This is a genomic window from Streptomyces sp. NPDC050164, from assembly GCF_044459945.1.
GTDB classification, from domain to species: domain Bacteria; phylum Actinomycetota; class Actinomycetes; order Streptomycetales; family Streptomycetaceae; genus Streptomyces; species Streptomyces coeruleorubidus_A.
The window spans coordinates 233,270-255,721 of sequence record NZ_JBITJK010000002.1; the positions used below are offsets into that span (position 1 = coordinate 233,270).

The window sequence follows — 22,452 nt, forward strand, 5'->3', positions numbered from 1 at the left end:
GCGTATCACCCGTGGATACACGAAGCACTTGACGTCTCCCCCGACCTGCGCGGCCACACTTGGCTCCACCCAACGTCGAACAAGCAGCATGTTCACGTACGGCGCCCCATCTCGTGATCACGGACACGCCGAGTGTCCGGAAAGGCGCGTGATGTGGCCGGGCGGCCACCTGTGAACAGATCGAGCCCATGACCGGTTTCCCTCCCCCGTCGACATCGACTTCGGCCCGCAGGCTCGCCCACGGCTCGTGGGCAAGCCTGCGGTATCCGTCCTGTCGGATCAGTTCCCGCTACCGAGCGACAAGACGTGCCGGAAGACGCCGCGCGGATCCCACTCGGCCTTGATCGCGCGCAGGCGTGGGGCGTTGTCCTTGTAGTACAGGCTCTCCCAGGAGACGCCCGAGGCGTTCCACTCGGGGTCTGCCATGTCGGCGTCCGGGAAGTTGATGTAGCAGCCGTCGTGTTCGTCTCCCGGTGCCGGAACGCCGCCGCTCTTGGCGTACAGATCGCGGAAGAGGCGGCGCATCCAGTCCACGTTGGTCCCGTCGAGCTCCGCGTCCTGCCAGGTGTTCATGAAGAACGCCTGGATGACGGAGCCGCGCTGGGCGGAGGCGGTGGCGTCGCCGGCCACCGAGTTGATCCGGCCCCCGTAGGACTGCAGTGCCACCAGGCTGCTGTCGTTGCCGTGGTCGGCGCTGTCGAGGTAGTCGTAGAGCGTGTCGATCTGCTCGTCGGCGTAACCGCGGCGCAGGAACGCCGACTTGACCTTCTGCCGGCCGACCTCCGCGTCCTGGGACTGGGCGAGGGCCTTCTTGGCCTCGAGCCAGGGCAGGACCTCGGTGGGCAGTACGACCGGGAAGTCGCCGAGACCGGCGGTGAGTTCCGTGACGTAGTCGCTCAACAGCCTCTCGGCGTCCGGGCGGGTGGCGTCCACATGGGCGAAGGCCACGGCCCCCATGCCGGGGTCGCCCTCACGCGGCCTGCCGAGCAGGACGAGGCCGGAGAAGAGGGAGGTGTACGGGGAGTCCGGCGAGCTGTTGTTCTCGTGCCAGCGGCCGAAGTTGCCGACCAGGGTGCGCAGGGCCGCCCGGTCCAGCGACTCCCGGTTGAACAGGACGGTGCCCGTCAGCACGGAGGCCGGGGGCTGGGGCAGGGCCTCGCGGGGATCGTCCCCCGTGACACCCGGGGAACGGAACCAGTAGCGGGTGATGACGCCGAAGTTGCCACCGCCACCACCGGTGTGGGCCCACCACAGGTCGTGGTGCGGGTCCTCGGGGTCGCGGGTGGCCACGACCGCGCGGACGTCGCCGGCGGCGTCGACCACGACGACCTCCACGGCCAGCAGATGGTCGGCCGCGAGGCCCTCGCTGCGGCTCAGGGAGCCGAAGCCGCCGCCGACCACGTGACCGCCGAGTCCGACGGTCGCGCTGTCGCCCGCGGGGAGGGCCACGCCCCAGCCTTCGTACAGGGTCCGGTACAGGTCCGCCATCCGGACGCCGGGTTCGACGGCGAACGCCCCCCGCTCGGAGTCGAAGGACACCTCGCGCATCTCGCCCAGGTCGATGACCACCTGCACGGCCGGGTCACCGACCACGTTCTCGTAGCCGTGACCGCCGCTGCGCACGGCGATCCTCTTCCCGTCCCGGACCGCGTCGCGCACCAGGCTCACGACCTGCTCGGTGGTGGTGACGACGTGGAACTCCTCCGGCCTGGCCCTGAAACGCTTGTTGATACCGCGTACGGACAGGTCCTGGAAAGCCTCGTCGCCGGGACGGGTCACGCCCACGGGTAGGGCGGTGTTCTCGGTCATGCCGTTCCTTACGTCGTGGTTGACAAGGAAGATCGAAAGAGGGGAGCCCGTCCCCCGCGCGCGGGGGATTCATCACGGAGGACGGGCCGTTCGGCGGACGGCGGGCGAGCCCGTCGCCTTACTCGGCGGAGACGGCCGCGGTGCGGCGGGCCCCGCCCACCACAAGCACCGTCAGGATGGCGAGGACGGCGCCGATCCACAGCACGCTCGTGGTGGCGATGCCGTCGACGGCGAAGCCGCCGAAGAGCGCGCCGAGCGCGATGGACAGGTTGAACGTGGAGACGTACAGCGAGGAAGCGGCCTCGGTCGCGTCCGGTGCGGCGTCGAGAATCCAGGTCTGGAAGGTGACGGGCACCGCGCCGTAGCCCAGGCCCCACAGGATCAGGAGGGCGCCCGCGGTGACGGTGCCCGTGTCGACGAGCGCGAGAAGCACCATGGCGAGGGTCAGGACCAGGGAGACGGCCACGACGGTCTGCCGCAGCCGCTTGCCGATGAGCGCTCCGGCGATGAAGTTCCCGCAGATGCCGGCGACGCCGAAGGTGAGCAGCAACGCGCCGATCATGCTGTCGTCGATCCCGTCGTCCTGGAGGATGGGCCGGACGAACGTGTAGGCCAGGAAGTGGCCGGTGATCACGAGGAACGTGATGGCGATCCCGGCTCGTACACCCGCGTTGCCCTTGAAGACCTTCGGCAGGTCCTTGAACGTGATGGTCTGCTCGGCCGGCACCTTCGGCATCAGGAAGACCATGCAGGCCAGGGAGATCAGTCCGAGGATGCCCACGGCGGCGAACGCGGTACGCCAGTTGCTGAGATCACCGATGATCGTCCCCGCGGGGACGCCCAGGACGGACGCGGTCTCCACGCCGCCGAAGATGACGGCGGTGGCCCGCGGGACATGCTTCTCCGGCACCAGTCGCAGCGCTATGCCGCCGGCGATGGACCAAAAGCCGCCGACGCTGATGCCGATCAGGAAACGGGCGGCCAGGACGACCGCGAAGCTGGTCGCGAAGGCGGAGGCCAGGTTGGCCGCGCCCACCAGGCCGATCAGGACCGCCAGCACGATACGGCGGTCGATGCGACCGGTGGCCACGGTGACCACGGGCGCCGAGACGGCGGCGACCAGACCGGGCACGGTCACCATCAGTCCCGCGGTGCCCTCGGAGACGTCCAGGGCGGAGCCGACCGGGGTGAGCAGACCCACGGGCAGGAGTTCGGAGGTCATCAGGGAGAAGATGCCCAGGGTCACCGCCAGGACGGCGAGCCAGCCCTTGACGGGCGAACGGCCGGTGGTGGCTGACACCGGTGTGTCGACGGTGGTCACGGCTTCATCAGCCCTTCGTCAGGAATGGGTCCATGGCATGCCACGGGCGGTGGCCCCGGTGGGTGTGCCACCGCCCGTGACGCGGAACTGTCGGTTACTCGGTGCCGGGGGTCTTGCGCGTGGTGACGTTCATCCGGTTCCACGCGTTGACGGTGAAGATGAGCGCGATGAGCTGGGCGAGCTCCTTGTCCTCGAAGTGCTTCGCGGCCTCGTTGTAGACCTCGTCCGACACGCCCTGGGGCAGGAGGGTGACGGCCTCGGTCAGCGCCAGAGCGGCCCGCTCCTTTTCGGTGTAGAGGCTCGACTCCTCCCAGGCGGAGAGCTGGTAGATCCGCTCTTCCGTCTCGCCGGCCTTGCGGGCGTCGGAGGTGTGGTAGTCGATGCAGTACGCACAGTGGTTGATCTGGGAGGCGCGGATCTGCACCAGCTCCAGAAGGACCGGGTCGAGCCCCTCGCGGGCGGCGGTGTCGAGCGCCAGGACGGCCTTGAAGACCTTGGGGGCGACGGTGGAGAAGTTCATGCGCTGAGGCACCTGAAAGGTTGTCATGCCTCAAAGTTAAGAGGGGAAACGGCCCAAGGTATGGTGCATTTCCATGGCAGAAACATGGGTCAATGTTCCGGAGCCCCAGACCGCCGAAGCCGAACCGGGTCCGGCCGCGGGAACCGACCTTCACCTGGAACTATCCGGGGAGGGAAGCCTGCGCAGCCAGCTCATGCACGCCCTGCGGGAGGCCATCCGCTCCGGCCGGCTCACCCCCGGTACCCGGCTGCCTCCCTACCGCAGCCTCGCCCATGATCTGGGCATCGCCCGCAACACCGTCGCCGACGCCTACGCCGAACTCGTCGAGGAGGGCTGGCTCTCCTCCCGTCAGGGCTCCGGCACCCAGGTCGCCCAGCGCGCCACACCGTTCCATCCGCACCAGGCGCGGCGCCCGCAGCGCCGGACCCGCCGCCGCATCCTGCACGACCTGATGCCCAGCTCGCCCGACGCGGCCGCCTTCCCGCGTGCCGCATGGCTGACCTCCGCGCGCCGGGCCATCGCCGCGGCCCCCAACGACGCCTTCGGCGTGGGTGATCCGCGCGGCAGGGCGGAGCTCCGCGAGACGCTCACGGAGTATCTGGCGCGCGCCAGGGGTGTGCGCGCCGATCCGGACCGGATCGTGCTCTGCTCCGGCTTCGCCCACGCGCTGCGGCTGCTGGGCGGCGTGCTGAAAGGCGCCGTCGCGGTGGAGTCCTACGGATTGGACTTCCACCGAAGCCTGCTCGAAAGCGAGGGGATGCGCACCGTCCCGCTGACGGTCGACTCGCACGGGGCCCGGATCGACGAACTGCCGGGCACCGGCGCCAAGGCCGTCCTGCTGACGCCCGCGCACCAGTTCCCCACCGGCGGCCCGCTGCATCCCGAACGCCGGGCGGCGGTCATCGACTGGGCCCGCTCCTTCGGCGGGCTTCTCGTGGAGGACGACTACGACGGCGAGTTCCGCTACGACCGGCAGCCGGTCGGCGCGGTACAGGGCCTCGACCCCGACCGGGTCGTCTACATCGGCTCGATCAGCAAGAGCCTGTCACCGGCGCTGCGGCTCGGCTGGATGGTGCTGCCGGGATGGCTCGTCGACGACGTCCTCGCCGCCAAGGGGCCCCGGGAGATGTGGTCGGGCGTCGTCGACCAGCTCACGCTGGCCGACTTCATCGCCTGCGGCGCCTACGACCGGCACCTGCGCCGCATGCGACAGCACTACCGGCGCCGCCGCGACCTGCTGGCGAGCACGCTCGCCGAACGCGCCCCGCACATCAGGGTCAGCGGCATCGCGGCCGGGCTCCACGCCGTACTGGAACTGCCCGGGAACACCGAGGAGGCAGCGCTGCGCGCGGCGCGGCGGCAGGGACTGGCCCTGGACGGGCTGCGCCCCTACCGCCACCCCGACAGCACGATGCCACCGCGCGACGGCCTGGTCATCGGCTACGGCACGCCCCCGGACCATGCCTTCGCGGCGGCCCTGGACGCGTTGTGCCTGGCACTGCCCGATCAGCCGCAGGGCGACCGGTGACAGACACGTGACGGGCCGGCACGGAAGGGAGCCTGGTCCGGGGACGCGGCCGTGACGGCGCCCCGGGTCCGAACGGGCAGCGCCGTTGCGGACCCGGGGCGACGGGGGCCGTCGTCAGGCGCCGCCTGCTCGTCGGCTCGCTGGGACGTCGTGGACGCGCGCGTCTCAGCGGGCGCCCGGGATGAGCTGGAAGCCGAGTTCGGCCTCCAGCCGGTCCAGGTCTCCGGCGTGACCATGGGCGGCGATGTGGCCGTCCGGGCGGATCAGGTAGTAGCCGGGTCGACGGCAGATCCCCTGCCGCTCGGCCGCCCCGGATCCCCGCCACAGCACCCGCAGTTGCGGCCACCGGGCCGCGATGTGCCCCGTCTCGGTGACCCATCGGGCGTCCTCGGCGGGTGGCCGCAGCAGCAGCGTCCACGCCGTCGGGTCCGCGTCCGGGCCTGCCGTGCCGAGCGCCAGGGCCGCTTCGCGCGGGAACACGGCGCCCGGCCCCGGTGCCCCCGGAAGCCGGCCACGCATCCGGCAGCGCCGGCTGGACGGATGCTGGGTGTCCCGCTCGGGGGCGTAGGCGAGCCGCCGTCCGGCCATGACCGGCGCGTACAGCCGGGCCGCGGCACTGGAGCGATCCAGCAGCGTGAACGCCGTGTCGCGGACGGCCGCGCGCCGTGGTGTGCGCGCGGTCAGGGCACGGGTGTGCAGATCGGTGTCCCGGACGATACGCCGGGTGGCCTCGGTACGCTCCGTGCCGTAGGTGTCCAGCAAGGAGACCGGGGAGCGGCCCTGGAGCACGGCGGCCAGCTTCCAGGCGATGTTCTGGGCGTCCTGCAGACCGTTGTTCATGCCCTGCCCGCCCGCCGGGCTGTGAATGTGCGCGGCGTCCCCGGCCAGGAAGACCCTGCCGCGCCGGAATTCGCCGGCCCGGCGCGCGTGCACCCGGAAGACGGTCTCCCAGACCGGCTGCGTGATCCGCACCCCTCGGGGGCCGTACGTGTCGATGATCTCCTGCATGCCCTCGCGGGACAGGGTGCCGCCGCCGGGCATGAGGGACAGGAAGCGGAACACTCCGCCTGGCTGGGGCACGACCACCAGGGTTCCGCTGAGGCTCTGGTAGTAGGCGATCTCGTCCGGTGGGAGATGGCCGTCGATGTGCGTGTCGATCAGGGCGAACGCCATCTCGTACGTGGTGCCCTCGAAGCCGATGCCCAGCTGGCCCCGCACCGCGCTGCCGGCACCGTCGGCGCCGATGACGAACGGCACGCGGAACCGTTCCACCGCCCCGTCGCCGTGCTCCAGGACGGCGGTGACGGTGCCACCGGGCTCGATCCTCCCGGAGAAGTCCACGCCGTCCAGGCACAGCAGCCGTACCCCGCGTTCGACCTTCCCGCCCAACGCGTGCAGGCGCTCGGTCAGGATCCGCTCCGTCTCGTACTGCGGGAGCTGCCGGGCCGCCAGATCCTCGGTGAACGTCAGGGACGCGACCGGTCTGCGGTCCGAGAAGTAACGGAACGCGTGGACGGGGACGGACAAGCGCCGCACCTCCTCACCCACGCCCAGGTCCGTGAGAATGTCCCGCACCCGCGGCCACAGCGACAGGGCTTTGGGCACCTTGGTGGGCTCCAGTGCGCGGTCGACGATCCTGACGCGGACGCCGCGGCGCAGCAGCTCGCACGCGGCGAGCAGTCCGGTGGGGCCGCCTCCGACGATCAGAACGTCGGCGTCGCCGGCAGTCACCTGTGTTCCTCCTCCCTGCCGCCGGCCGTACGTGCTCAGGCCGACTGTTCGGCGGCGCGGCGGCGCAGCCGGGCCGCGAGCTCGATCCGCTGCACCTTCATCGTGGCGGTGCGCGGCAGCTCCGAGAGCTTCATCTGAACGGGGTCCGCCAACTGCGGCCACTCCACGGTGGCCTTGTCCCAACGCGCCCGGTCCAGCGGCAGGTCGTCACGGGTGCACAGCACCGGTACGGCCTCCTGGTCCGGCCCGGGGACGACCACCAGCTCGGTCAGCTCGTCCAGTCGGCTCAGCACCGTGTCCTCGATTTCCAGGGTGGAGGCGATGCCCGGGATGGAGTCCACCTCGCGGTCCAGCAGGTGCAGGCAGCCCTCCTCGGTGCGGTACCCGAGGTCCATGCCGCGCCACCAGCCGCCGTGCACCTGGGCGTCGTAGCGCTCGCGCTCACCGAGGTACCCCAGCGCCCGGCCGGCGGCCTGCACGTCGATGTAGCCGGGGTTCTCCCGGGTCACCTCCTTGCCGTTGCGGCTCACCAGCTTGAACTTGGTGTCGCCCGGGAAGGCGTAGCCCTGGCAACGGCCGTCGGCGCCCAGTGCCGTCCTGCGGGTGAAGCCGCGGCCGACCAGCGGACCGGTCTCGCTCTGCCCGTAGATCTGGTAGAAGAGCGGCGAGCTGCGCTCGGTGGCGTGCAGCAGTTTGTGCATGGTGCTCGGGTGGATGGCGTCGAACGTGGTGCTGAAGTACTTCACGTTGGCCAGCGGCTTGAGGGGGTGGTCGGCCAGTACCTCCCACTCCATGAAGGAGTTGGGGTGGGACTCGATGAAGCCCGGACGGGTCTCCGCCCACAACTCGGCCGCCTTCTGCGGGTCCGCGTCGTTCATGATGACCATCCGGTTGCCCCTGGGGAGCAGCACGGCCAGCGCCAGCGGCATCCGCGAGTGCACGTACGACACGTGCATCGCCACGGTCTCCCGCTCGCGGATCATGTCGAAGAGCTTGGCCTGCGGACGGTAACGGCCGTGCAGGGTACGGGCCGAGTGGACCACCAGCTTGGGCAGACCCGTCGTGCCGGACGTGTGCGTCATGAGCGCCGGCAGGTCCGGGTGCGCCACGACGGGCTCCTGCCGGGGCGCACCGGCGAGGTCCGCCAGCGACACGGTGCCGGGACGCGATCCGTCAACGATGATCACCTTGCTGGTGATCTCGTCCAGCGGGGCGTCGGCGAAGGGGCCGTCCCACTTCGCCGTGTCGGTGATGAGGTACGGGCCGCCCAGCCGCCTGAGCAGCGCGACGACGCTTTCCGCATCCAGTGCGGGCGAGAGCTGCACCGGAACCGCGCCGATTCGGGAAACGGCGCAGGAAAGGATGTTGATGTCGAATCCGTTGGATTTGTGGATGGCGACGTGTTCGCTGCGGCGTATGCCCGCCGCGTACAGCCGGGCCGCCATGTCATCGATGTGCTCGGCCAGCTGGGCGAAGGTCATCTGCCGCCCGGATTCCGGGAGCAGCTCCAGGTCATGGTCGAGGATGATGAGCTGGTCGCCGTGTTCGGCTGCGGCCCGCTCGGCCACGAGGCCCATGTAGAGACCCTTGTCGCTGGCCTGGACAGGAAGCATAGGTGTAGCCCCTCAGGTCGTTTTCCGAAGCAGCAGTCGAGGTACTGGAAAGACATTTTCAGGAAATGCGGACGGGAAAAGAAGACCGCTTCTCCTTATCCGTCACATCGCCGCCGAAGATTCCTTTTCCGTCAGGTCGCCGGCGCCCAGGAAACCGGCCAGCAGCGAGCCGGTGATACGGATCCCCTCCTGGGTGAGCACCGATTCCGAGTGGAACTGCACGGACGCGAAGTGCGGACCGCGCAGGGCGTGCACCTCGCCGGTCTCCGCATCGCGGCTCACCTCGATCACGCCGACCCCGGCACACTCCCGCTTGTCGTCGGCGCTGCGGGCGGCGAAGGTGTTGTAGAAGCCGACGCGTTCCCGGGCGCCGAACAGATCGATCTCCCGCTGCGTGCCCTGGTTGGGAACCGGCCGGCGGACGAGCGGGAAGCCCAGCTCGCACGACAGCACCTGATGGCTGAGGCAGACCGCGAGGAACGGCCGCCGCTCGTCGAGCAGCCGGCGGACCGCATCGCGCAGGTGTGCGATCTTGGGGTGCGAGGTGTCGCGCGGGTCGCCGGGGCCGGGCCCCATGACGACCAGGTCGTACCCGTCGAAGGAGTAGGGATCGTCGAAGCGGCGGACCGTCACGGAAAGGCCCATCGCCCGCAGCTGATGACCGATCATCGAGGTGAAGGTGTCCTCGGCGTCCACGACCAGCACCCGCCACCCGGACAGCGCGGGCTCGGGCCGGGACCGCGCCGCCTCGTCGGCCAGCCAGAACTCGGCGATCTTGTCGTTGCGGCGGTCCAGCGCCGACCGTACGTCGGGATGGTCCGCGAAGCGGGTGGCCCCGTCCGTGCGCAGGGCGTCGATCAGCCCCGAGGCCTTCGCGCGGGTCTCGGCGACCTCCGACGCCGGGTCGGAGTGACGCACCAGCGTGGCGCCGACCCCGATCCGCACCCGGCCGTCGGCGTCGATGTCGGCGGTGCGGATGAGAATGGCCGAGTCCAGCTCCCGGGCGCCGTGCTCGTCCCGGCCGATGAGTGCGACCACGCCGCTGTAGTAGCCGCGCCCCTCGGGCTCGTAGCGGCTGATGACCCGGGCCGCGCTCTCGAGCGGACTGCCGGTCACGGTCGGGGCGAACATGGTCTCGCGCAGGATCTCCCGGGGGTCGCGCGCGGTGCGGCCCTCGATGAAGTACTCGGTGTGCGCGAGTCGTGCCATCTCCTTCAGGTACGGGCCGGTGACCCGTCCGCCGCCCTCGCAGATCCGCGCCATCATCTTGAGTTCTTCGTCGACGACCATGTAGAGCTCGTCGGCCTCCTTGCGGTCCGCGAGGAAGGCCATCACCTCCGGCAGGGTCGGGCCCGTGGCGGGGTAGCGGTACGTGCCGCTGATGGGGTTCATCACGGCCGTTCCCCCACGGACACTGATGTGCCGCTCCGGGGTGGCGCCGACGAACGTGCGGTCCCCGGTGTGGATGACGAAGGTCCAGTACCCGCCCGACTCCTGTTCCAGCAGCCGCCGGAAGAGGGTGAGCGCGCTGCGGGGGCCGTAGTCGGTGATCTGGGTGATGAACGACCGCTTGATGACGAAGTTGGCGCCCACCCCCTGGCCGATCTCGTCGGTGATGACGCGGCGCACCACGTCGGCGTACGCCTCGTCGTCCACGTCGAACCGGCCGCCGTTCAGCCGGATCGGCCGGTCGCCGATCCGGCTCACCGCCTCGGTGAGCGACACCTTCTCCTGCTCGGCGACCCTGAGCGCGATCAGCGGGGATCCGTCGTCGGGGGCGGCGAAGCCTCGCTCGGCGATCTGCCGGTAGGGCATGACGACCAGGGTGTCGTGCCGGCCCGAAGGCCCGGCCGGGGCGTCGGCCGCCTTGGACAGCGGCACATCGGCGAGTGCGGTCGGCGTGGACACCTCACCGACCAGGACGTCCACCACACCGGGCCCGGCCGCCTCGGGACGGTACAGCACGGCGAACGGCCGCGGCTGCGGCCCGAGGATCTCGGAGAGCAGATCGGAAGCCTGCGGTGCCCTGCTGGAGCCGGTCATACGAATGTCTCCTTGGCGGTGGTGAGCACGGCGCAACGCCGGGCGGCGTACTCCAGAGCCATCCGGTGGTCGTCGTGGGAGAAGTCGGCGACGGCGTCGGCGACCAGGAAGGTCTCGATGTCGTGGCTGAAGGACTCGACGGTCGTGGCCAGTACGCCGATGTGCGCGTACACGCCGCAGACGACGAGCTGGTCCCGCCCGTGGGCGCGCATGCGGGCGAGCAGGTCGGTGTTGAAGAAGGCGCTGTAACGCCACTTGGTGAGGATCCAGTCGCCCGGCCGCGGGGCGATCGGTTCGACGACCTCCCGGTCGGCGGGGGCTGTCCGCATGCCCGGCCCCCAGAAGTCCTTCAGCAGGCCCCGCTGCGCCTGCGTCATGCCGCCGGGCTGGGCCGTGTAGGCCACCGGCACGTCCAGTTCGGCGCACCGCTCCCGCAGCATCGTGGCGTTGTCCACCAGTTGGGTGCGCAGCGGGGCGGGCAGGGGGGCCAGGAAGTAGCGCTGCATGTCGTGGACGAGCAGCACCGCGCGCGCCGGGTCGACGGCCCACTGGGCGGTGTTGGCGGGCAGTTCCCCGGCTGTCGGCATCGGGTAGGGCTCGATGGTCGGGATACCGGCCATGGCGTCCTCTCGGTGATCCGGTGGTGATCTGGTGGTGTCGCGGTCAGCTGCCCAGAGAGGCGCCGCCGTCGACGGTGAGGCTGTGCAGCGTGATGTGCGACGCCTGGCCGGAGAGCAGGAAGGCGACGGCGTCGGCGATGTCGGCCGGCTGAGCGATCTTCGCCAGGGGAATGCCGACTTTGAACGCCTCCGGCCGGCCGTCGATCGTGTTGCGCGGGCCCGACTCGTCGTCCCACATGGAGCTCAGCATCGGCGTGTCGGTGGATCCCGGCGCCACGACGTTGCAGCGGATGCCGTACCGGGCGACCTCCAGGCCGAGGCTCTTGGTGAACATCGTCGCCGCGGCCTTGGAGGCGGCGTAGGCGGCCATCTCCGTCCGTGGTGTTCCGGCCGCGTTGGACGCGACGGTGACGACGCTGCCGCGTCTGCGCTGCTTCATGCGTCGCACGACGGCACGCGAGAAGTGGAAGACGCCGGTCGCGTTCACCGCGAACGTGGCGTTCCAGTCGTCGTCGGTGAGGCCGACGGCCTCACCGAGGCGCAGCACGCCCGCGGCGTTGACGAGGTGCTCCACAGGGCCGAGGTCCCGTTCGACCGCCGCCACCGTGCGCTCCACGTCGTCGCTGCGCGTGACGTCCGCGGGGTAGGCGGTGATCTCCAGCCCTTCCGCGGTGAGCTTGCCGACCACCTGGTCGAGCAGTTCCGCGTCCCGGTCGACGGCGGCCACGACGGCCCCGCGTTCCGCCAGCGCGCTGACCACGGCGCTGCCGATGCCTCCGGCCGCGCCGGTAACGAGGGCGATGGTGTTGTCCATGTCTTCCCGAGCCTCCATGCATGCAGTGCGGACAGTGCTGTGCGACCGGTCCCGCCGGTGCGGTCACCGGGGCTTGGGGCTACGGTCACAGGCTCCAGGCCGAGACCACGGAGACGGCCTGGCCCGGATTGAGCCGCGGGTCGCAGAAGGTGGTGTAGTGCGATCCGGCGCAGTCGGTGGCGGACTCGTCCGCGACGCACTCGGTGACAGCGTGGGGGGTGGTCTCCAGGTGGAGGCCCCCGGCGATGCCGCCCGCGGACGTCACGGCACGGTGGAACGCCACGACCTCGCGCTCGACGGTCTCCACGAATCGGGTCTTGACGCCGTCACGGGTCTTGACGGTGTTGCCGTGCATGGGGTCGGTCAGCCAGATCGCGGGATGCCCCGCCTCCCGGACCGCCGTCACCAGGGGCGGCAGGGCGTCGGCGACGGCGTCGGCGCCCATGCGGGCGATCAGGGTGAGCCGGCCGGGTTCGCGGTGCGGGTCGAGCCGTTCGCACAGGGCGAGCAGTTCGTCGACCGCCATCCGCGGCCCCACCTTGCTGGCGACCGGGTTGTCCACCTCGGCGAGCAGCGCGACGTGCGCGCCGTCCACCTGCCGGGTGCGTTCGCCGACCCACGGCCAGTGCGTGGACGTCAGCAGCAACCGGCCGCCCTCGTCGCGGCGCAGCATGGGCACCTCGTAGTCGAGGAGCAGCGCCTCATGGCTCGTCCACACCGGCGGGTCGATGCCGAAGCGGGCGGATCCGCCGGGCTGCCAGCCCAGGTGTCCCATCACATCGCGGGCGGACATGTATCCGGTGAGCAGCCGCAGCGGGTCCGGGCGCCTGCTGTCCGGGTCCGGTTCGGGGCTGTTGACCATGTGACCGCGGTAGACGGGCAGTTCGACGCCGTCGACCATCTCGGTCGGCTGCGAGCGCGGCTTGGCGTACTGGCCGGCGATCCGGCCCACCCGCAGCACGGGCTTGCGGGTGATCAGCCGCATGGCCCCGGCCAGCAGATCAAGGACGGCGGCCTTGCGGGCCACGTGCTCGGCGGTGCACTCGGCCGGGTCCTCAGCGCAGTCGCCGGCCTGGATCACATGGGCCTGGCCCGCGGCGACCTGGGCGAGCAGCGACTTGAACCGGCGTATGTCGTCGCCGGCCACCAGCGGACTGCGGGCGGCCAGCTCCTTCCTGACCCGCTCGACTTGCGAGGGGTCCTCCCAGTCCGGCTGATGCAGCGCGGCTTTCAGCCGGATGTCGAGCAGGGTGTTCTCCACGGTGCCTCCGAGAAGACGGGCACGGCCGACCGTGCGGGGCGCGCCGTGCGATGGGGGGTGGGCCTGCGGAGGCCCACCGACTCGTGAGGGAGGAACGGACCCGGCGTGGGCCGGGCGTGGCCGGGCGGCGACGAACGCGGCCGCCCGGCTGCGCACAGTCCCGGGCGAGAGCTCGCAGCGCCCCCGCCGAGGCCCTCCCGCACGCGTCGGGTCAGGCGGTCTGCAGTCCCCGGCGGAGCGCCGCGGTGATCTCCACGGTGCGGCGGGCCTGGTACTCGATGGCCGCCAGATTGTCCTCGTCGACGTTGGCGGCAGTGTTGCGCGAGACGCTGCTCACGCCGTACGGGTTGCCGTTGGTGGGGGCCAGCTGGATCGGGTCGGCGACGCCGGGCGGGACGATGATCGCGCCCCAGTGGTAGAAGGCGTTGTTGAGGGCCAGGATCGTGCTCTCCTGGCCACCGTGCAGCGTCGCGGTGGACGTGAAGGAGGACATCACCTTGTTGACCAGTCCACGCCGTGAATGCAGCGGCAGGGTCAGGTCGATGAACTGCTTGAGCGAGGCGGCGGGCAGTCCGTAGCGCCCGGGCGTACCCCAGAGCACCGCGTCGGCCCACTCCAGATCCTCCAGGGCGGCCTCGGGGATGTCCTGGACGGACTCCAGGTGCTCGGCCCACACCCTGTTCCAGCTGTCGTTGCCCGGGACGATGGTCTCGGACGTCAGTTCGGCAGTCCTGCGCAGCCGTACTTCAGCGCCCGCCTTCTCGGCCGCCGCGGCGGCCGCGACGGCGAGCTTGTGCACGTTTCCCTGAGAGGAGTAGTAGATGACGGCGACGTTGGTCATGTTCAGGGATCCCTCTCGGCGATCGGCTCGGATGGCCCCGATCCTGTGCGGGAGCGCACCCCGCGGCCAACGTCCGCCGGGACCATCCGTCAACTGGGCGGACCAGTCCGTCAGGTCCGCCTCCCGGGTCCGTCAGGTCCGCCCCGGTGTGGGGCCGCGACCTGACGGAACCTTTCCCTGACGCCTCGCCACCGCCGTCGCGGGGCCGGCCGGATGCGCCGGGGCCCAGGTGAGCGCGGATGTCGGCGGCCGGAGGTGCCGGCGGCCTTCCGGTCAGCCGACGCCGCTCAGCAGCGGCGGTTGCGCCCTGTCGCTGAGCATGGCGACGGCATGGGCGACGGAGGCGAGCGTGGCATGGCGGTGCCATCCGGTGAACGACCGTCCCGAGAAGTCCCGGATGCCGACCCGGTCGGCGACCTCGGTGAGGTCCCGCTCCACCCGGCGGGCGAGAGCGGCCAGTCGGAGCAGTTCACCGACGCTCAGCGACGTCAGGTCGGTCAGCCACAGCTCCGCGGGCCAGTGACCGCGTTGCGCCACCCCCATCAGCAGCAGCGTGTCGTCGGACCGCCCCGTCCGGCGTGCGGTGGAGGACAGGCCGACCCGAATGGTGACCACCGTTCTGGGCGACAAGAGTTCCTCGCCCGGCCGCCGCATGTGCCAGACCATCGACATGATCTGCTCCGCCGTCATGCTGACGCCCCGCCGCGGGAACGCGGGTTCCTCCACCGTCAGCCGCAGGGTGCCGCCGACCCGCAGCATCATCGGGGTGTGCGCGGCACGCAAGCGCCCGACGACCGCGGCCACGTCCGTCTCCTGGGCATCCATCACCACCGGCCTGAGCGGCAGGCGGGAGTTCTTGATCAGTTCCTGGTACGCCTTGACCGAGCACTGGCCCAGGCTCTCGGGAATCTCGCTCTCGGGTATGGATGCCTGACGGCGCTGACGCCGGTCCGCCAGCCATCTGTGGGTCAGCTGGAGCCGCCAGTTCAGCGGGCTGCTCCAGTCCGGCGCGGCGCCCCACACACCCACCGCCTGCTGTGCGTTGACCACCTGCCCGAGCGCCGGCACGAAGCGCCGTTCCACGCCCACGGACGTCTCCCCGGCCTTGGGAATGATCAAGGGATGGACGACGTACGCCTGAGGCTGCGCGACGCGCTCCACGTGCTGTGCCAGGGCCCGGCGCACCGGTGCCCAGTCCCAGGTGGAGCTGACGATGAAGTGGTGGAGGCTCTGCTCGGTGGCGTCGCCGCCGAAGAGTGCTGCGATGTTGCGAATGGACTTACGCCCGTTGGCCTCGAGCAGACCCCGCAGATAGGTCATGCCCTTGGTGCGCTGATCGCGGCGAGGCATCGAGGAGAACAGCACCGGACCCAGTTCCGACAGCAGTGCGTCGTGAGTTCTGATGCGCGGTGGGTTTCCCGTCGTGGCCTGTCCCGATTCTTCGAGGATGGTGCGGTCGCCGTGATCAAGCTGCAGGATCGTGCGTGACATGCGGTTCCCCCTCGGCCGATTGCGGCCCTTTCAGGCCTGGCGGTGCGCTCCGCAGGAGGGGCCGGGGCAAGGATCCGGCCGCCTCCCGCGTCACTGGAGCCTCACACGCGACGGCCAAGAGGGAACCAAAGAACGGCAAATGCCTAGGCAGACGGCACGATCAACCTATTCCAAGGTTCAAGTTCGCGATGCGGTGGTGAAGGGTATCCGCCAGCGGGATCGCGCCGTGCGGTGAGCCGGATGGCGCGGAACAGCCCCTGCCCGTCACACGGCTGTCGGCCGAGGGCTCCCAGGGGGCGGGTCGAACCGGCGCAGGGGATCGCGTCACACCGCGGACCCACCGCTCTCACCAGGGCAGGCGCGGTGACGTGCGGTCACGAAGGGGAAGGCGGCCAGCGCCGGCACCGCCGACGCCCCGCGTGCGGACAGCGCCACGCCCGAGCGTGGCGTGGCGCGCCGTTCACATGGACTGGGTCCCGGCCAGCAGGAGGTCCGCAGGGCTGTTGAGTTCGCGGCCGAGAAGGGTGCGGAGCACCGCGTAGCCGCTGGTGTCGCCGGCCAGGACCCCGCCGAGCAGGGTGCGGCAGTCCGAGGCGAGGACCAGCTTGCCGTACGTGCCGGCGGCGCGGTCCTCGCGGACGAACTCCACGGCGCCCTCGGTCCTGGCGTGGATGTCGCCGAAGCCGGCCACGTCCACGCCGAGGAGCTTGAGTTTGGCCGACATGTCCGCCCCGGGGAAAGCGGCGGAGGGGGAACCCAGCAGCTGACGCGCGACCGCCTCCGCCATCCGGTATCCGGGTGCGGCGAGGCCGTAACAGCGGCCCAGTACCGCGGCGCACTCCCCCACGGCCCAGATCCGCTCGTCGGCCGTACGGCAGTGCTGGTCCACGAGGACGCCGCCGCGTTCGGCGCGTTCGAGCCGGGCGGACTCGGCCAGTTCGTCACGGGGACGCACACCGGCGGCGAACACCACGGCCCGGGCGGGCAGAGCGGTGCCGTCCGACAGCGTCACCCCGCGCACCCGGCCGTCGGGGCCCTCGTCGAGCGAGGCGACACCGCGGCCGCAGTGCACGCTCACTCCGAGCTCGCCCACGAGCCGGGCGAGGACCCGACCGCCTCCCTCGTCGACCTGAAGCGGCATCAGGTGCGGTGCCATCTCGACGACGTGGGGCCGCATCCCGAGCAGCCGAAGGGCCTGTGCGGCCTCCAGGCCCAGCAGGCCGCCGCCGATGACGACACCGGGTTCGCCCGGCGCCGCGGCGGCCCGGAGCGCGTCGAGGTCCTCGATCGTGCGGTAGGTGAAGCAGCCGGGAAGGTCCCGGCCGGGGACGGGGGGCACGAACGGACGCGATCCGGTGGCCAGGACGAGCGCGTCGTAGCCGAGGAGCGTGCCGTCGGCGCACGTCACGGTGCGGGCGGCGCGGTCGACGGAGGTCACCCTCGTGCTCAGCCGCAGGTCGACCAGCGGGTCGGTGAGCAGGCCGGGAGTGGCGAGGGTGAGGTCGGCGGCGGTTGTGCCGTCGAGGTACGAGGACAGGGAGACGCGATCGTAGGCGGGGCGTGGTTCCTCCGCCACGACCACGATCCGCCACCGGCCCGACCGGTCACCGGACCGGACCTCCTCGACGAGCCGGTTCCCGGCCATTCCGTGCCCGACGACCACCAGGACGCGTGTCATGCGGCGGGTTTCCCTTCACGGCTGTGCGGCCCTTTCACAGACCTGGCGGACGAGGGCTGTGCAGCTGCCGCAGCCGGTGGTGGCGCGGGTCGCGGCAGCGATCGCGGGAAGGTCGTGCGCACCTCGCCGCCATGCCTGTTCGAGGGCCTTCTTGGTGACGTTGTTGCACTGGCACACCACCGCGGTGTCCGGCAGTTCCGCCGAGCTCGCGTACTCGCCGCCCGTGCCCAGCAGCAGGGCGAGCCGGTCGGCGGGCACCGGGCGGTCCGCCGCGTACAGCTGGCCGACGGCGGCGACGGCCCGGGGCAGGCCCACCAGGACGGCGGCGTGCACGCGGCCGTCGCGCAGCACCAGCCGCCCGTAGCGACCACGGGCCGGGTCGGACAACACGATCTGCTCGTCGTCGCCCGGGGCGCTCAGTGTGCCCGGCGGTCCGGCGACGGCGACGGCGAGTCCGGGCAACCGGGGCCGGACGACGTGCCGCGAGGGTCGCCGGCGGCCGTCTCCGCCGGTGAGGGTCCGGGCCAGGGCGTCCGCCTGGTCCCAGGCGGACGCCAGTGTGCCGTGGCAGCCAGGCTGCTCGGCGCAGTCGCCCAGGGCGTACACGTGCGGATCGCAGGTGCGCATCCGGTCGTCCACGACCACGCCGTGCCGCACGGCCAGTCCGGCGTCGCGGGCGAGCGCGGTGTCGGGTCTGCCGCCGGTGCACATCAGCAGGGTCCCGGCGGCCAGCAGCCGGCCGTCGTCGAGGGCCACCTTGCCGGGCTCCACGCCGAAGACGCGGCGCCCGGTCTCCGGCACCACGCCGCAATCCCGGAGCGCGGCCGTCAGCAGGGCTCCGGCGCGTTCGTCGAGGAGGCGGTGCATCGGGTGGGCGCCGGGGTGGACGAGCGTGACGTCGTGTCCGGCGCGGCCGAGCGCGTACGCGGCCTCGACGCCGCGCAGCCCGCCGCCGGCCACGACGACGGGCCCCTTGTCCACCGGGCGGGCGTCGGCAAGGGTGTACGGCGCGCGGATCTCGGGGGCGAACGTGCCGTCGGCACCGGGCAGTTCGGGCACGGTGGCCCGGGAACCGGTGGCGAGCACCAGGACGTCGTAGGGGTGCTCCGCCCCGTCGTCGGTCCGCACCAGTCGGCGCCGCAGGTCCGCCTCGGTGGCCCGGACGCCGGTGTGGACCCGTACGTCCGGCGGGAGCGGCGCGAGCGCCAGACCCGCGGCGGGCAGGGTGCCGTCGAGGACGGAGACGAGCAGGGCCCGGTTGTAGGCGGGCCGTGGTTCGGCGCCGACCACCGTGACGGGGCCGCGGTGCCCGTGGTGGCGCAGGCGCTGGATCAGACGGTGGGCGGCGGGGCCGTGGCCGATGACGGTGACCGCGGTCATGTCGTCGGCTCCCGCCAGGGCTCGATGCGCACGGCGCTCACCTTGAACTCGGGCATGCCGCTGACCGGGTCGAGGGCCGGGCCGGTCAGCAGGTTGGCCCGGCCGGCGCCCGGGAAGTGGAACGGCAGGAAGACGGTGTCGGTGCGCAGGGTCCGCACCAGGCGCACCCGGGCGATCGTGCTGCCGCGGGCCGAGGTGACCCGGGCCAGGCCGCCCTCGCCGAGGCCGTACCGGGCGGCGGTGTCGGGGTGGACCTCGACGTGCGCCTCGGGCGCCGCGGCCACGAGTTCGGGTACGCGGCGGGTCTGCGCTCCGGACTGGTACTGGGCCAGCACCCGGCCCGTCGTGGCGAGGAGGGGGTAGTCGGTGCCGGGTGTCTCGGCGGGGTCGCGGTGTTCCACGGGAGCGAAACGCGCCCGGCCGTCGGGGTGGGCGAACCGGTCGAGGAACAGCCGGGGCGTTCCCGGGTGGTCGCCGCCGGGCACGTCGGGACAGGGCCAGTACAGTGCCTCGCCCGCGTCGAGCCGTTCGTAGGTGATGCCGGCGTAGTCGGCACGGCCGCCGCCGGAGGCACGGCGCAGCTCGTCGAAGACGGCGCGCGGCGAGACGGGGAAGCGGTGGGCCGGCTGGCCCAGCCGGACCGCGAGGCCGTGCAGCACCTCGAGGTCGGTGCGGACACCGTCGGGCGGGGCGAGCACGGGCCGACGGCGCAGGACGCGCCCTTCGAGGCTGGTCGTCGTGCCCTCTTCCTCGGCCCACTGGGCCACCGGCAGGACGACGTCGGCGAGTTCGGTGGTCTCGGACGGCACCAGGTCGGCCACCACGAGCAGGTCGAGTGCGGCCAGACGGCGTGCCACGTGGGCGGCGTGGGGCGCGGACACGACCGGGTTGGAGCCGAATACCAGCATCGCCCGTGGCCCGCCGGGGGTGCCGAGGGCATCCAGGAGCTGGTACGCGCCGGGGCCGGGGCCGGGCAGGGACGCCGGGTCGACGCCCCACACGCCGGCGACGTGAGCGCGCGCCTCAGGGTCGCTGATCATGCGGTATCCGGGCAGCTGGTCGGCTTTCTGGCCGTGTTCGCGGCCGCCCTGGCCGTTGCCCTGGCCGGTGAGGCAGCCGTACCCGCTGCCCGCCCTGCCGGGCAGGCCCAGGGCCAGCGCCAGGTTGATGAACGCGGCCGCGGTGTCGGTGCCCTTGCTGTGCTGCTCCACGCCGCGGCCGGTGAGGAGGTAACGCCGATCGGCCTCGGCGAGCATGCGTACGGCCGCGCGCTGGTCGTCGACGGGAACGCCGGTGATCTGCTCGACGCGCTCGGGCCACCAGGCGACGGCGTACTCCCAGGCGGCCTCGAATCCCGTGGTGCGGGTGTCGAGGTACTCCTTGTCCAGGTGGCCGTCGGTCACGGCGAGGTGCAGCAGGCCCAGGGCGAGCGCGAGGTCCGTGCCGGGGGCGGGCTGGAGGTGCAGCGCCGCCTGTTCGGCGGTGCGGGTACGGCGCGGGTCGATGACGACGAGCCGGGGACGGGTCAGATGGCGCATCAACGGGGGCATGGTCTCCGCCGGGTTGGCCCCGGCCAGCATGACGACATCGGCGCCCGAGAGGTCGGTGACGGGGAACGGCAGTCCGCGGTCGATGCCGAACGCCGCGTTGCCGGCGGCCGCGGCCGACGACATGCAGAAGCGGCCGTTGTAGTCGATCCGGCTGGTGCCGAGCGCGACCCGGGCGAACTTCCCCAGGGCGTACGCCTTCTCGTTGGTCAGTCCGCCGCCGCCGAACACCGCGACGGCGTCGGGGCCGTGCTCCGCACGCAGCCGCTGCAGGCGCCGGGCGATCAGGTCCAGGGCCTCGTCCCAGCCGGCCGGGGCGAGTTCGCCACCGGCTCCGCGCACCAGGGGGGTGCGCAGCCGGTCGGGAGCGGTGATCAGGACGGGGGCCGTCCAGCCCTTCTGGCACAGTCCGCCCTGGTTCACCGGGAAGTCGGGCGACGGCTCGACCTCGACCGCCTGGCCGCTGCGGTGCAGCCGGGTGCCGCACTGCAGGGCGCAGTAGGCGCAGTGCGTGCCGACGCTGACCGTGAGGCCCTGCGCGCGGTCACCGGACATGGGAGGTACGGGGTCGGGACGGACCGGGAGCGGTGCGCTGGGTGCGGTCCCGGCGCAGGTAGACCTTGACGAGAACCAGCGCGCACAGGGCGTAGAAGGTGAGGAAGCAGAGGAAGGCGGTCTCGGCGCTGCCGCCCGCTGACTGGTACGAGGCGCGGAAGGCGAGGTTGATGGCGACGCCGCCGAGCGCGCCGACCGCACCCGCGATGCCGATGACCGCGCCGGAGACACGCCGTGCGCGGGCGAAGGCCGGCGGTGCGTCGGCGCCGGAGGTGATGGCGTCCTCCGCTTCCCGGGCGAACACGGCGGGGATCATCTTGTACGTCGAGCCGTTGCCGATGCCGCTGAGGACGAACAGTGCGGTGAAGCCGGCGACGAACAGGCCGAAGGAGCCGGCGTGCGACGCGATGAGCAGGACGACGGTCCCCGCGGCGAGGCCGAGGAAGTTCCACAGGGTGACGCGGGCGCCGCCCCACCGGTCGGCCATCCTGCCTCCGACGGGCCGGCTGAGGGAACCGAGCAGCGGGCCGAGGAAGGTGACGGAGGTGGCCTCGAGCGGGGTGGACCCGAACTGGTTCTGCAGGACGAGGCCGAAGGCGAAGCCGTAGCCGATGAACGAGCCGAAGGTGCCGATGTACAGGGCGGATATCCACCAGGTGTGGGGGCTCGCGGCGGCCTCGCGCAGGGCGCCCGGTTCGGCGCGTACGGCGTCGACGTTGTCCATCTTCAGCGCCGCCAGCAGGGACACGATCACGATGAGCGGCAGGTAGACACCGGCCACGTACGAGGGGTGGGTGTCACCGGCCGTGGCGATGACCAGCAGGCCCAGCAGCTGGATGACCGCGACGCCGAGATTGCCGCCGCCGGCGTTCAGGCCGAGGGCCCAGCCCTGGTGCCGCTGTGGGTAGAAGATGGTGATGTTGGTCATGGAGGAGGCGAAGTTGGCGCCTCCCAGTCCGGCCGTGGCGCCGATCAGCAGGAACACCCACAGAGGTGTTCCGGGGCGCTGGACGAAGACGAACGCGAGAAGCGCCGGCACGAGCAGCACGGCGGAGGAGAACACCGTCCAGTTGCGGCCGCCGAAGCGGGTCACGGCGTGGCTGTACGGCAGCCGCAGCACCGCGCCGACCAGCGTGGGGGTCACCACCAGCAGGAACTTCTCGTCGGGGGCGAAGCCCAGGCCGATCTCCGGCGACATGAACAGGACGAGTACCGACCACAGGCTCCACACGGAGAAGCCGACGTGCTCGGAGAGGACGGACATCAGCAGGTTGCGGCGGGCGATCTTCTTGCCTGAGCGTTCCCAGAACTCCTCGTTCTCCGGGTCCCAGCCCTGGATCCACCGCCCGGAGGCAGGCTGTCGGGTCGTCATGTCTGATCGGTCTCCTGTGTCTGCGCGGCGTGCCGGGCGGAGCGGCGCTGATCCGCCCGGCACGCCCCGTAGGGGTCAGCGGCGCGGTGCCCGCCTCCACGAGGTCCGGTGCGGCGCCGGTGCGGCGGGCCGGATCGCACAGGTCGGCCGGTTCCGCCGCGCTCAGGCGTCTTGACAGCTCGGCCGAGACCGCGAGGACCTCGGCCGGTTCCTGTCCGGTGCGTAAGGCGGCAGTGGCGGCCTCGTCGAGCGGCTGCTCGGCGGCCGCCTGGCCGATCCGGGGGGGCCGGTACGGCCGTGATCCGCTCGGAAGACGACGAGGCTGCCG

At 71.8% G+C, this 22,452-nt stretch carries 16 protein-coding genes; 1 reads left to right on the top strand and 15 read right to left on the bottom strand.

Annotated features, from left to right (window positions below):
- Positions 1–279 precede the first annotated feature (279 nt).
- The 3 genes from ACIBNA_RS03830 to ACIBNA_RS03840 form a co-directional block, all read right to left on the bottom strand.
- A complete protein-coding gene (locus tag ACIBNA_RS03830; protein WP_399163667.1) occupies positions 280–1,809 on the bottom strand; it encodes an FAD-binding oxidoreductase in 1,530 nt (509 codons plus the stop codon).
- Between the two features lie 118 nt (positions 1,810–1,927).
- A complete protein-coding gene (locus tag ACIBNA_RS03835; RefSeq protein ID WP_399163668.1) occupies positions 1,928–3,130 on the bottom strand; it encodes an MFS transporter in 1,203 nt (400 codons plus the stop codon).
- Positions 3,131–3,224: 94 nt separating this feature from the next.
- Positions 3,225–3,677: a carboxymuconolactone decarboxylase family protein gene (locus ACIBNA_RS03840; RefSeq protein ID WP_274816418.1), complete on the bottom strand. Its 453-nt coding sequence runs from the start codon at positions 3,675–3,677 to the stop codon at positions 3,225–3,227.
- A gap of 46 nt (positions 3,678–3,723) precedes the next feature.
- Here ACIBNA_RS03840 and ACIBNA_RS03845 point away from each other — a divergent pair, with 46 nt between their 5' ends.
- A complete protein-coding gene (locus tag ACIBNA_RS03845; RefSeq protein ID WP_399163669.1) occupies positions 3,724–5,178 on the top strand; it encodes a PLP-dependent aminotransferase family protein in 1,455 nt (484 codons plus the stop codon).
- Between the two features lie 165 nt (positions 5,179–5,343).
- Here ACIBNA_RS03845 and ACIBNA_RS03850 read toward each other — a convergent pair whose 3' ends face one another.
- The 12 genes from ACIBNA_RS03850 to ACIBNA_RS03905 all read right to left on the bottom strand — a co-directional run bounded on the left by ACIBNA_RS03850 (position 5,344) and on the right by ACIBNA_RS03905 (position 22,124).
- Positions 5,344–6,909 carry an FAD-dependent monooxygenase gene (locus tag ACIBNA_RS03850; protein ID WP_399163670.1) on the bottom strand — a complete coding sequence of 522 codons (1,566 nt, stop codon included), beginning with the start codon at positions 6,907–6,909 and terminating at the stop codon, positions 5,344–5,346.
- A 35-nt stretch (positions 6,910–6,944) separates the two neighbouring features.
- Entirely contained in the window at positions 6,945–8,522 is a 1,578-nt protein-coding gene (locus tag ACIBNA_RS03855) for a class I adenylate-forming enzyme family protein (protein WP_399163671.1), read from the bottom strand.
- Positions 8,523–8,624: 102 nt separating this feature from the next.
- A complete protein-coding gene (locus ACIBNA_RS03860) occupies positions 8,625–10,565 on the bottom strand; it encodes an anthranilate synthase family protein (protein WP_399163672.1) in 1,941 nt (646 codons plus the stop codon).
- A complete protein-coding gene (locus ACIBNA_RS03865; RefSeq protein ID WP_399163673.1) occupies positions 10,562–11,185 on the bottom strand; it encodes an isochorismatase family protein in 624 nt (207 codons plus the stop codon). The genes ACIBNA_RS03860 and ACIBNA_RS03865 overlap by 4 nt, the downstream gene beginning before the upstream one ends.
- A gap of 43 nt (positions 11,186–11,228) precedes the next feature.
- A complete protein-coding gene (locus tag ACIBNA_RS03870; RefSeq protein WP_399163674.1) occupies positions 11,229–11,999 on the bottom strand; it encodes a 2,3-dihydro-2,3-dihydroxybenzoate dehydrogenase in 771 nt (256 codons plus the stop codon).
- Between the two features lie 85 nt (positions 12,000–12,084).
- Positions 12,085–13,260, bottom strand: coding sequence for a 3-deoxy-7-phosphoheptulonate synthase (locus tag ACIBNA_RS03875; RefSeq protein WP_399163675.1), 1,176 nt, complete (start codon positions 13,258–13,260; stop codon positions 12,085–12,087).
- Positions 13,261–13,471: 211 nt separating this feature from the next.
- Positions 13,472–14,101 (bottom strand): NAD(P)H-dependent oxidoreductase, encoded by a 630-nt coding sequence (locus ACIBNA_RS03880; protein WP_399163676.1) that lies wholly within the window; start codon positions 14,099–14,101, stop codon positions 13,472–13,474.
- Positions 14,102–14,374: 273 nt separating this feature from the next.
- Positions 14,375–15,592, bottom strand: a complete 1,218-nt coding sequence (locus ACIBNA_RS03885) for an IS701 family transposase (RefSeq protein WP_399163677.1) — start codon at positions 15,590–15,592, stop codon at positions 14,375–14,377.
- 460 nt (positions 15,593–16,052) lie between these two features.
- Complete coding sequence (locus ACIBNA_RS03890) at positions 16,053–17,270, bottom strand: NAD(P)/FAD-dependent oxidoreductase (protein WP_399163678.1); 1,218 nt, start codon at positions 17,268–17,270, stop codon at positions 16,053–16,055.
- A 15-nt stretch (positions 17,271–17,285) separates the two neighbouring features.
- Positions 17,286–18,650, bottom strand: coding sequence for an FAD-dependent oxidoreductase (locus tag ACIBNA_RS03895; RefSeq protein ID WP_399163679.1), 1,365 nt, complete (start codon positions 18,648–18,650; stop codon positions 17,286–17,288).
- Positions 18,647–20,752, bottom strand: coding sequence for a molybdopterin oxidoreductase family protein (locus tag ACIBNA_RS03900; RefSeq protein WP_399163680.1), 2,106 nt, complete (start codon positions 20,750–20,752; stop codon positions 18,647–18,649). Before ACIBNA_RS03900 ends, ACIBNA_RS03895 begins: the two co-directional genes overlap by 4 nt.
- A complete protein-coding gene (locus tag ACIBNA_RS03905) occupies positions 20,742–22,124 on the bottom strand; it encodes a nitrate/nitrite transporter (protein ID WP_399163681.1) in 1,383 nt (460 codons plus the stop codon). Before ACIBNA_RS03905 ends, ACIBNA_RS03900 begins: the two co-directional genes overlap by 11 nt.
- Positions 22,125–22,452: the final 328 nt, after the last annotated feature.

Excerpts from the sequence above, each read along its gene's own strand:
- ACIBNA_RS03830 (WP_399163667.1), bottom strand. The coding sequence starts at position 1,809 with ATGACCGAGAACACCGCCCTACCCGTGGGCGTGACCCGTCCCGGCGAC.
- ACIBNA_RS03840 (WP_274816418.1), bottom strand. The coding sequence starts at position 3,677 with ATGACAACCTTTCAGGTGCCTCAGCGCATGAACTTCTCCACCGTCGCC.
- ACIBNA_RS03845 (WP_399163669.1), top strand. The coding sequence starts at position 3,724 with ATGGCAGAAACATGGGTCAATGTTCCGGAGCCCCAGACCGCCGAAGCC.
- ACIBNA_RS03855 (WP_399163671.1), bottom strand. The coding sequence starts at position 8,522 with ATGCTTCCTGTCCAGGCCAGCGACAAGGGTCTCTACATGGGCCTCGTG.
- ACIBNA_RS03860 (WP_399163672.1), bottom strand. The coding sequence starts at position 10,565 with ATGACCGGCTCCAGCAGGGCACCGCAGGCTTCCGATCTGCTCTCCGAG.
- ACIBNA_RS03865 (WP_399163673.1), bottom strand. The coding sequence starts at position 11,185 with ATGGCCGGTATCCCGACCATCGAGCCCTACCCGATGCCGACAGCCGGG.
- ACIBNA_RS03870 (WP_399163674.1), bottom strand. The coding sequence starts at position 11,999 with ATGGACAACACCATCGCCCTCGTTACCGGCGCGGCCGGAGGCATCGGC.
- ACIBNA_RS03880 (WP_399163676.1), bottom strand. The coding sequence starts at position 14,101 with ATGACCAACGTCGCCGTCATCTACTACTCCTCTCAGGGAAACGTGCAC.
- ACIBNA_RS03885 (WP_399163677.1), bottom strand. The coding sequence starts at position 15,592 with ATGTCACGCACGATCCTGCAGCTTGATCACGGCGACCGCACCATCCTC.
- ACIBNA_RS03890 (WP_399163678.1), bottom strand. The coding sequence starts at position 17,270 with ATGACACGCGTCCTGGTGGTCGTCGGGCACGGAATGGCCGGGAACCGG.
- ACIBNA_RS03895 (WP_399163679.1), bottom strand. The coding sequence starts at position 18,650 with ATGACCGCGGTCACCGTCATCGGCCACGGCCCCGCCGCCCACCGTCTG.
- ACIBNA_RS03900 (WP_399163680.1), bottom strand. The coding sequence starts at position 20,752 with ATGTCCGGTGACCGCGCGCAGGGCCTCACGGTCAGCGTCGGCACGCAC.
- ACIBNA_RS03905 (WP_399163681.1), bottom strand. The coding sequence starts at position 22,124 with ATGACGACCCGACAGCCTGCCTCCGGGCGGTGGATCCAGGGCTGGGAC.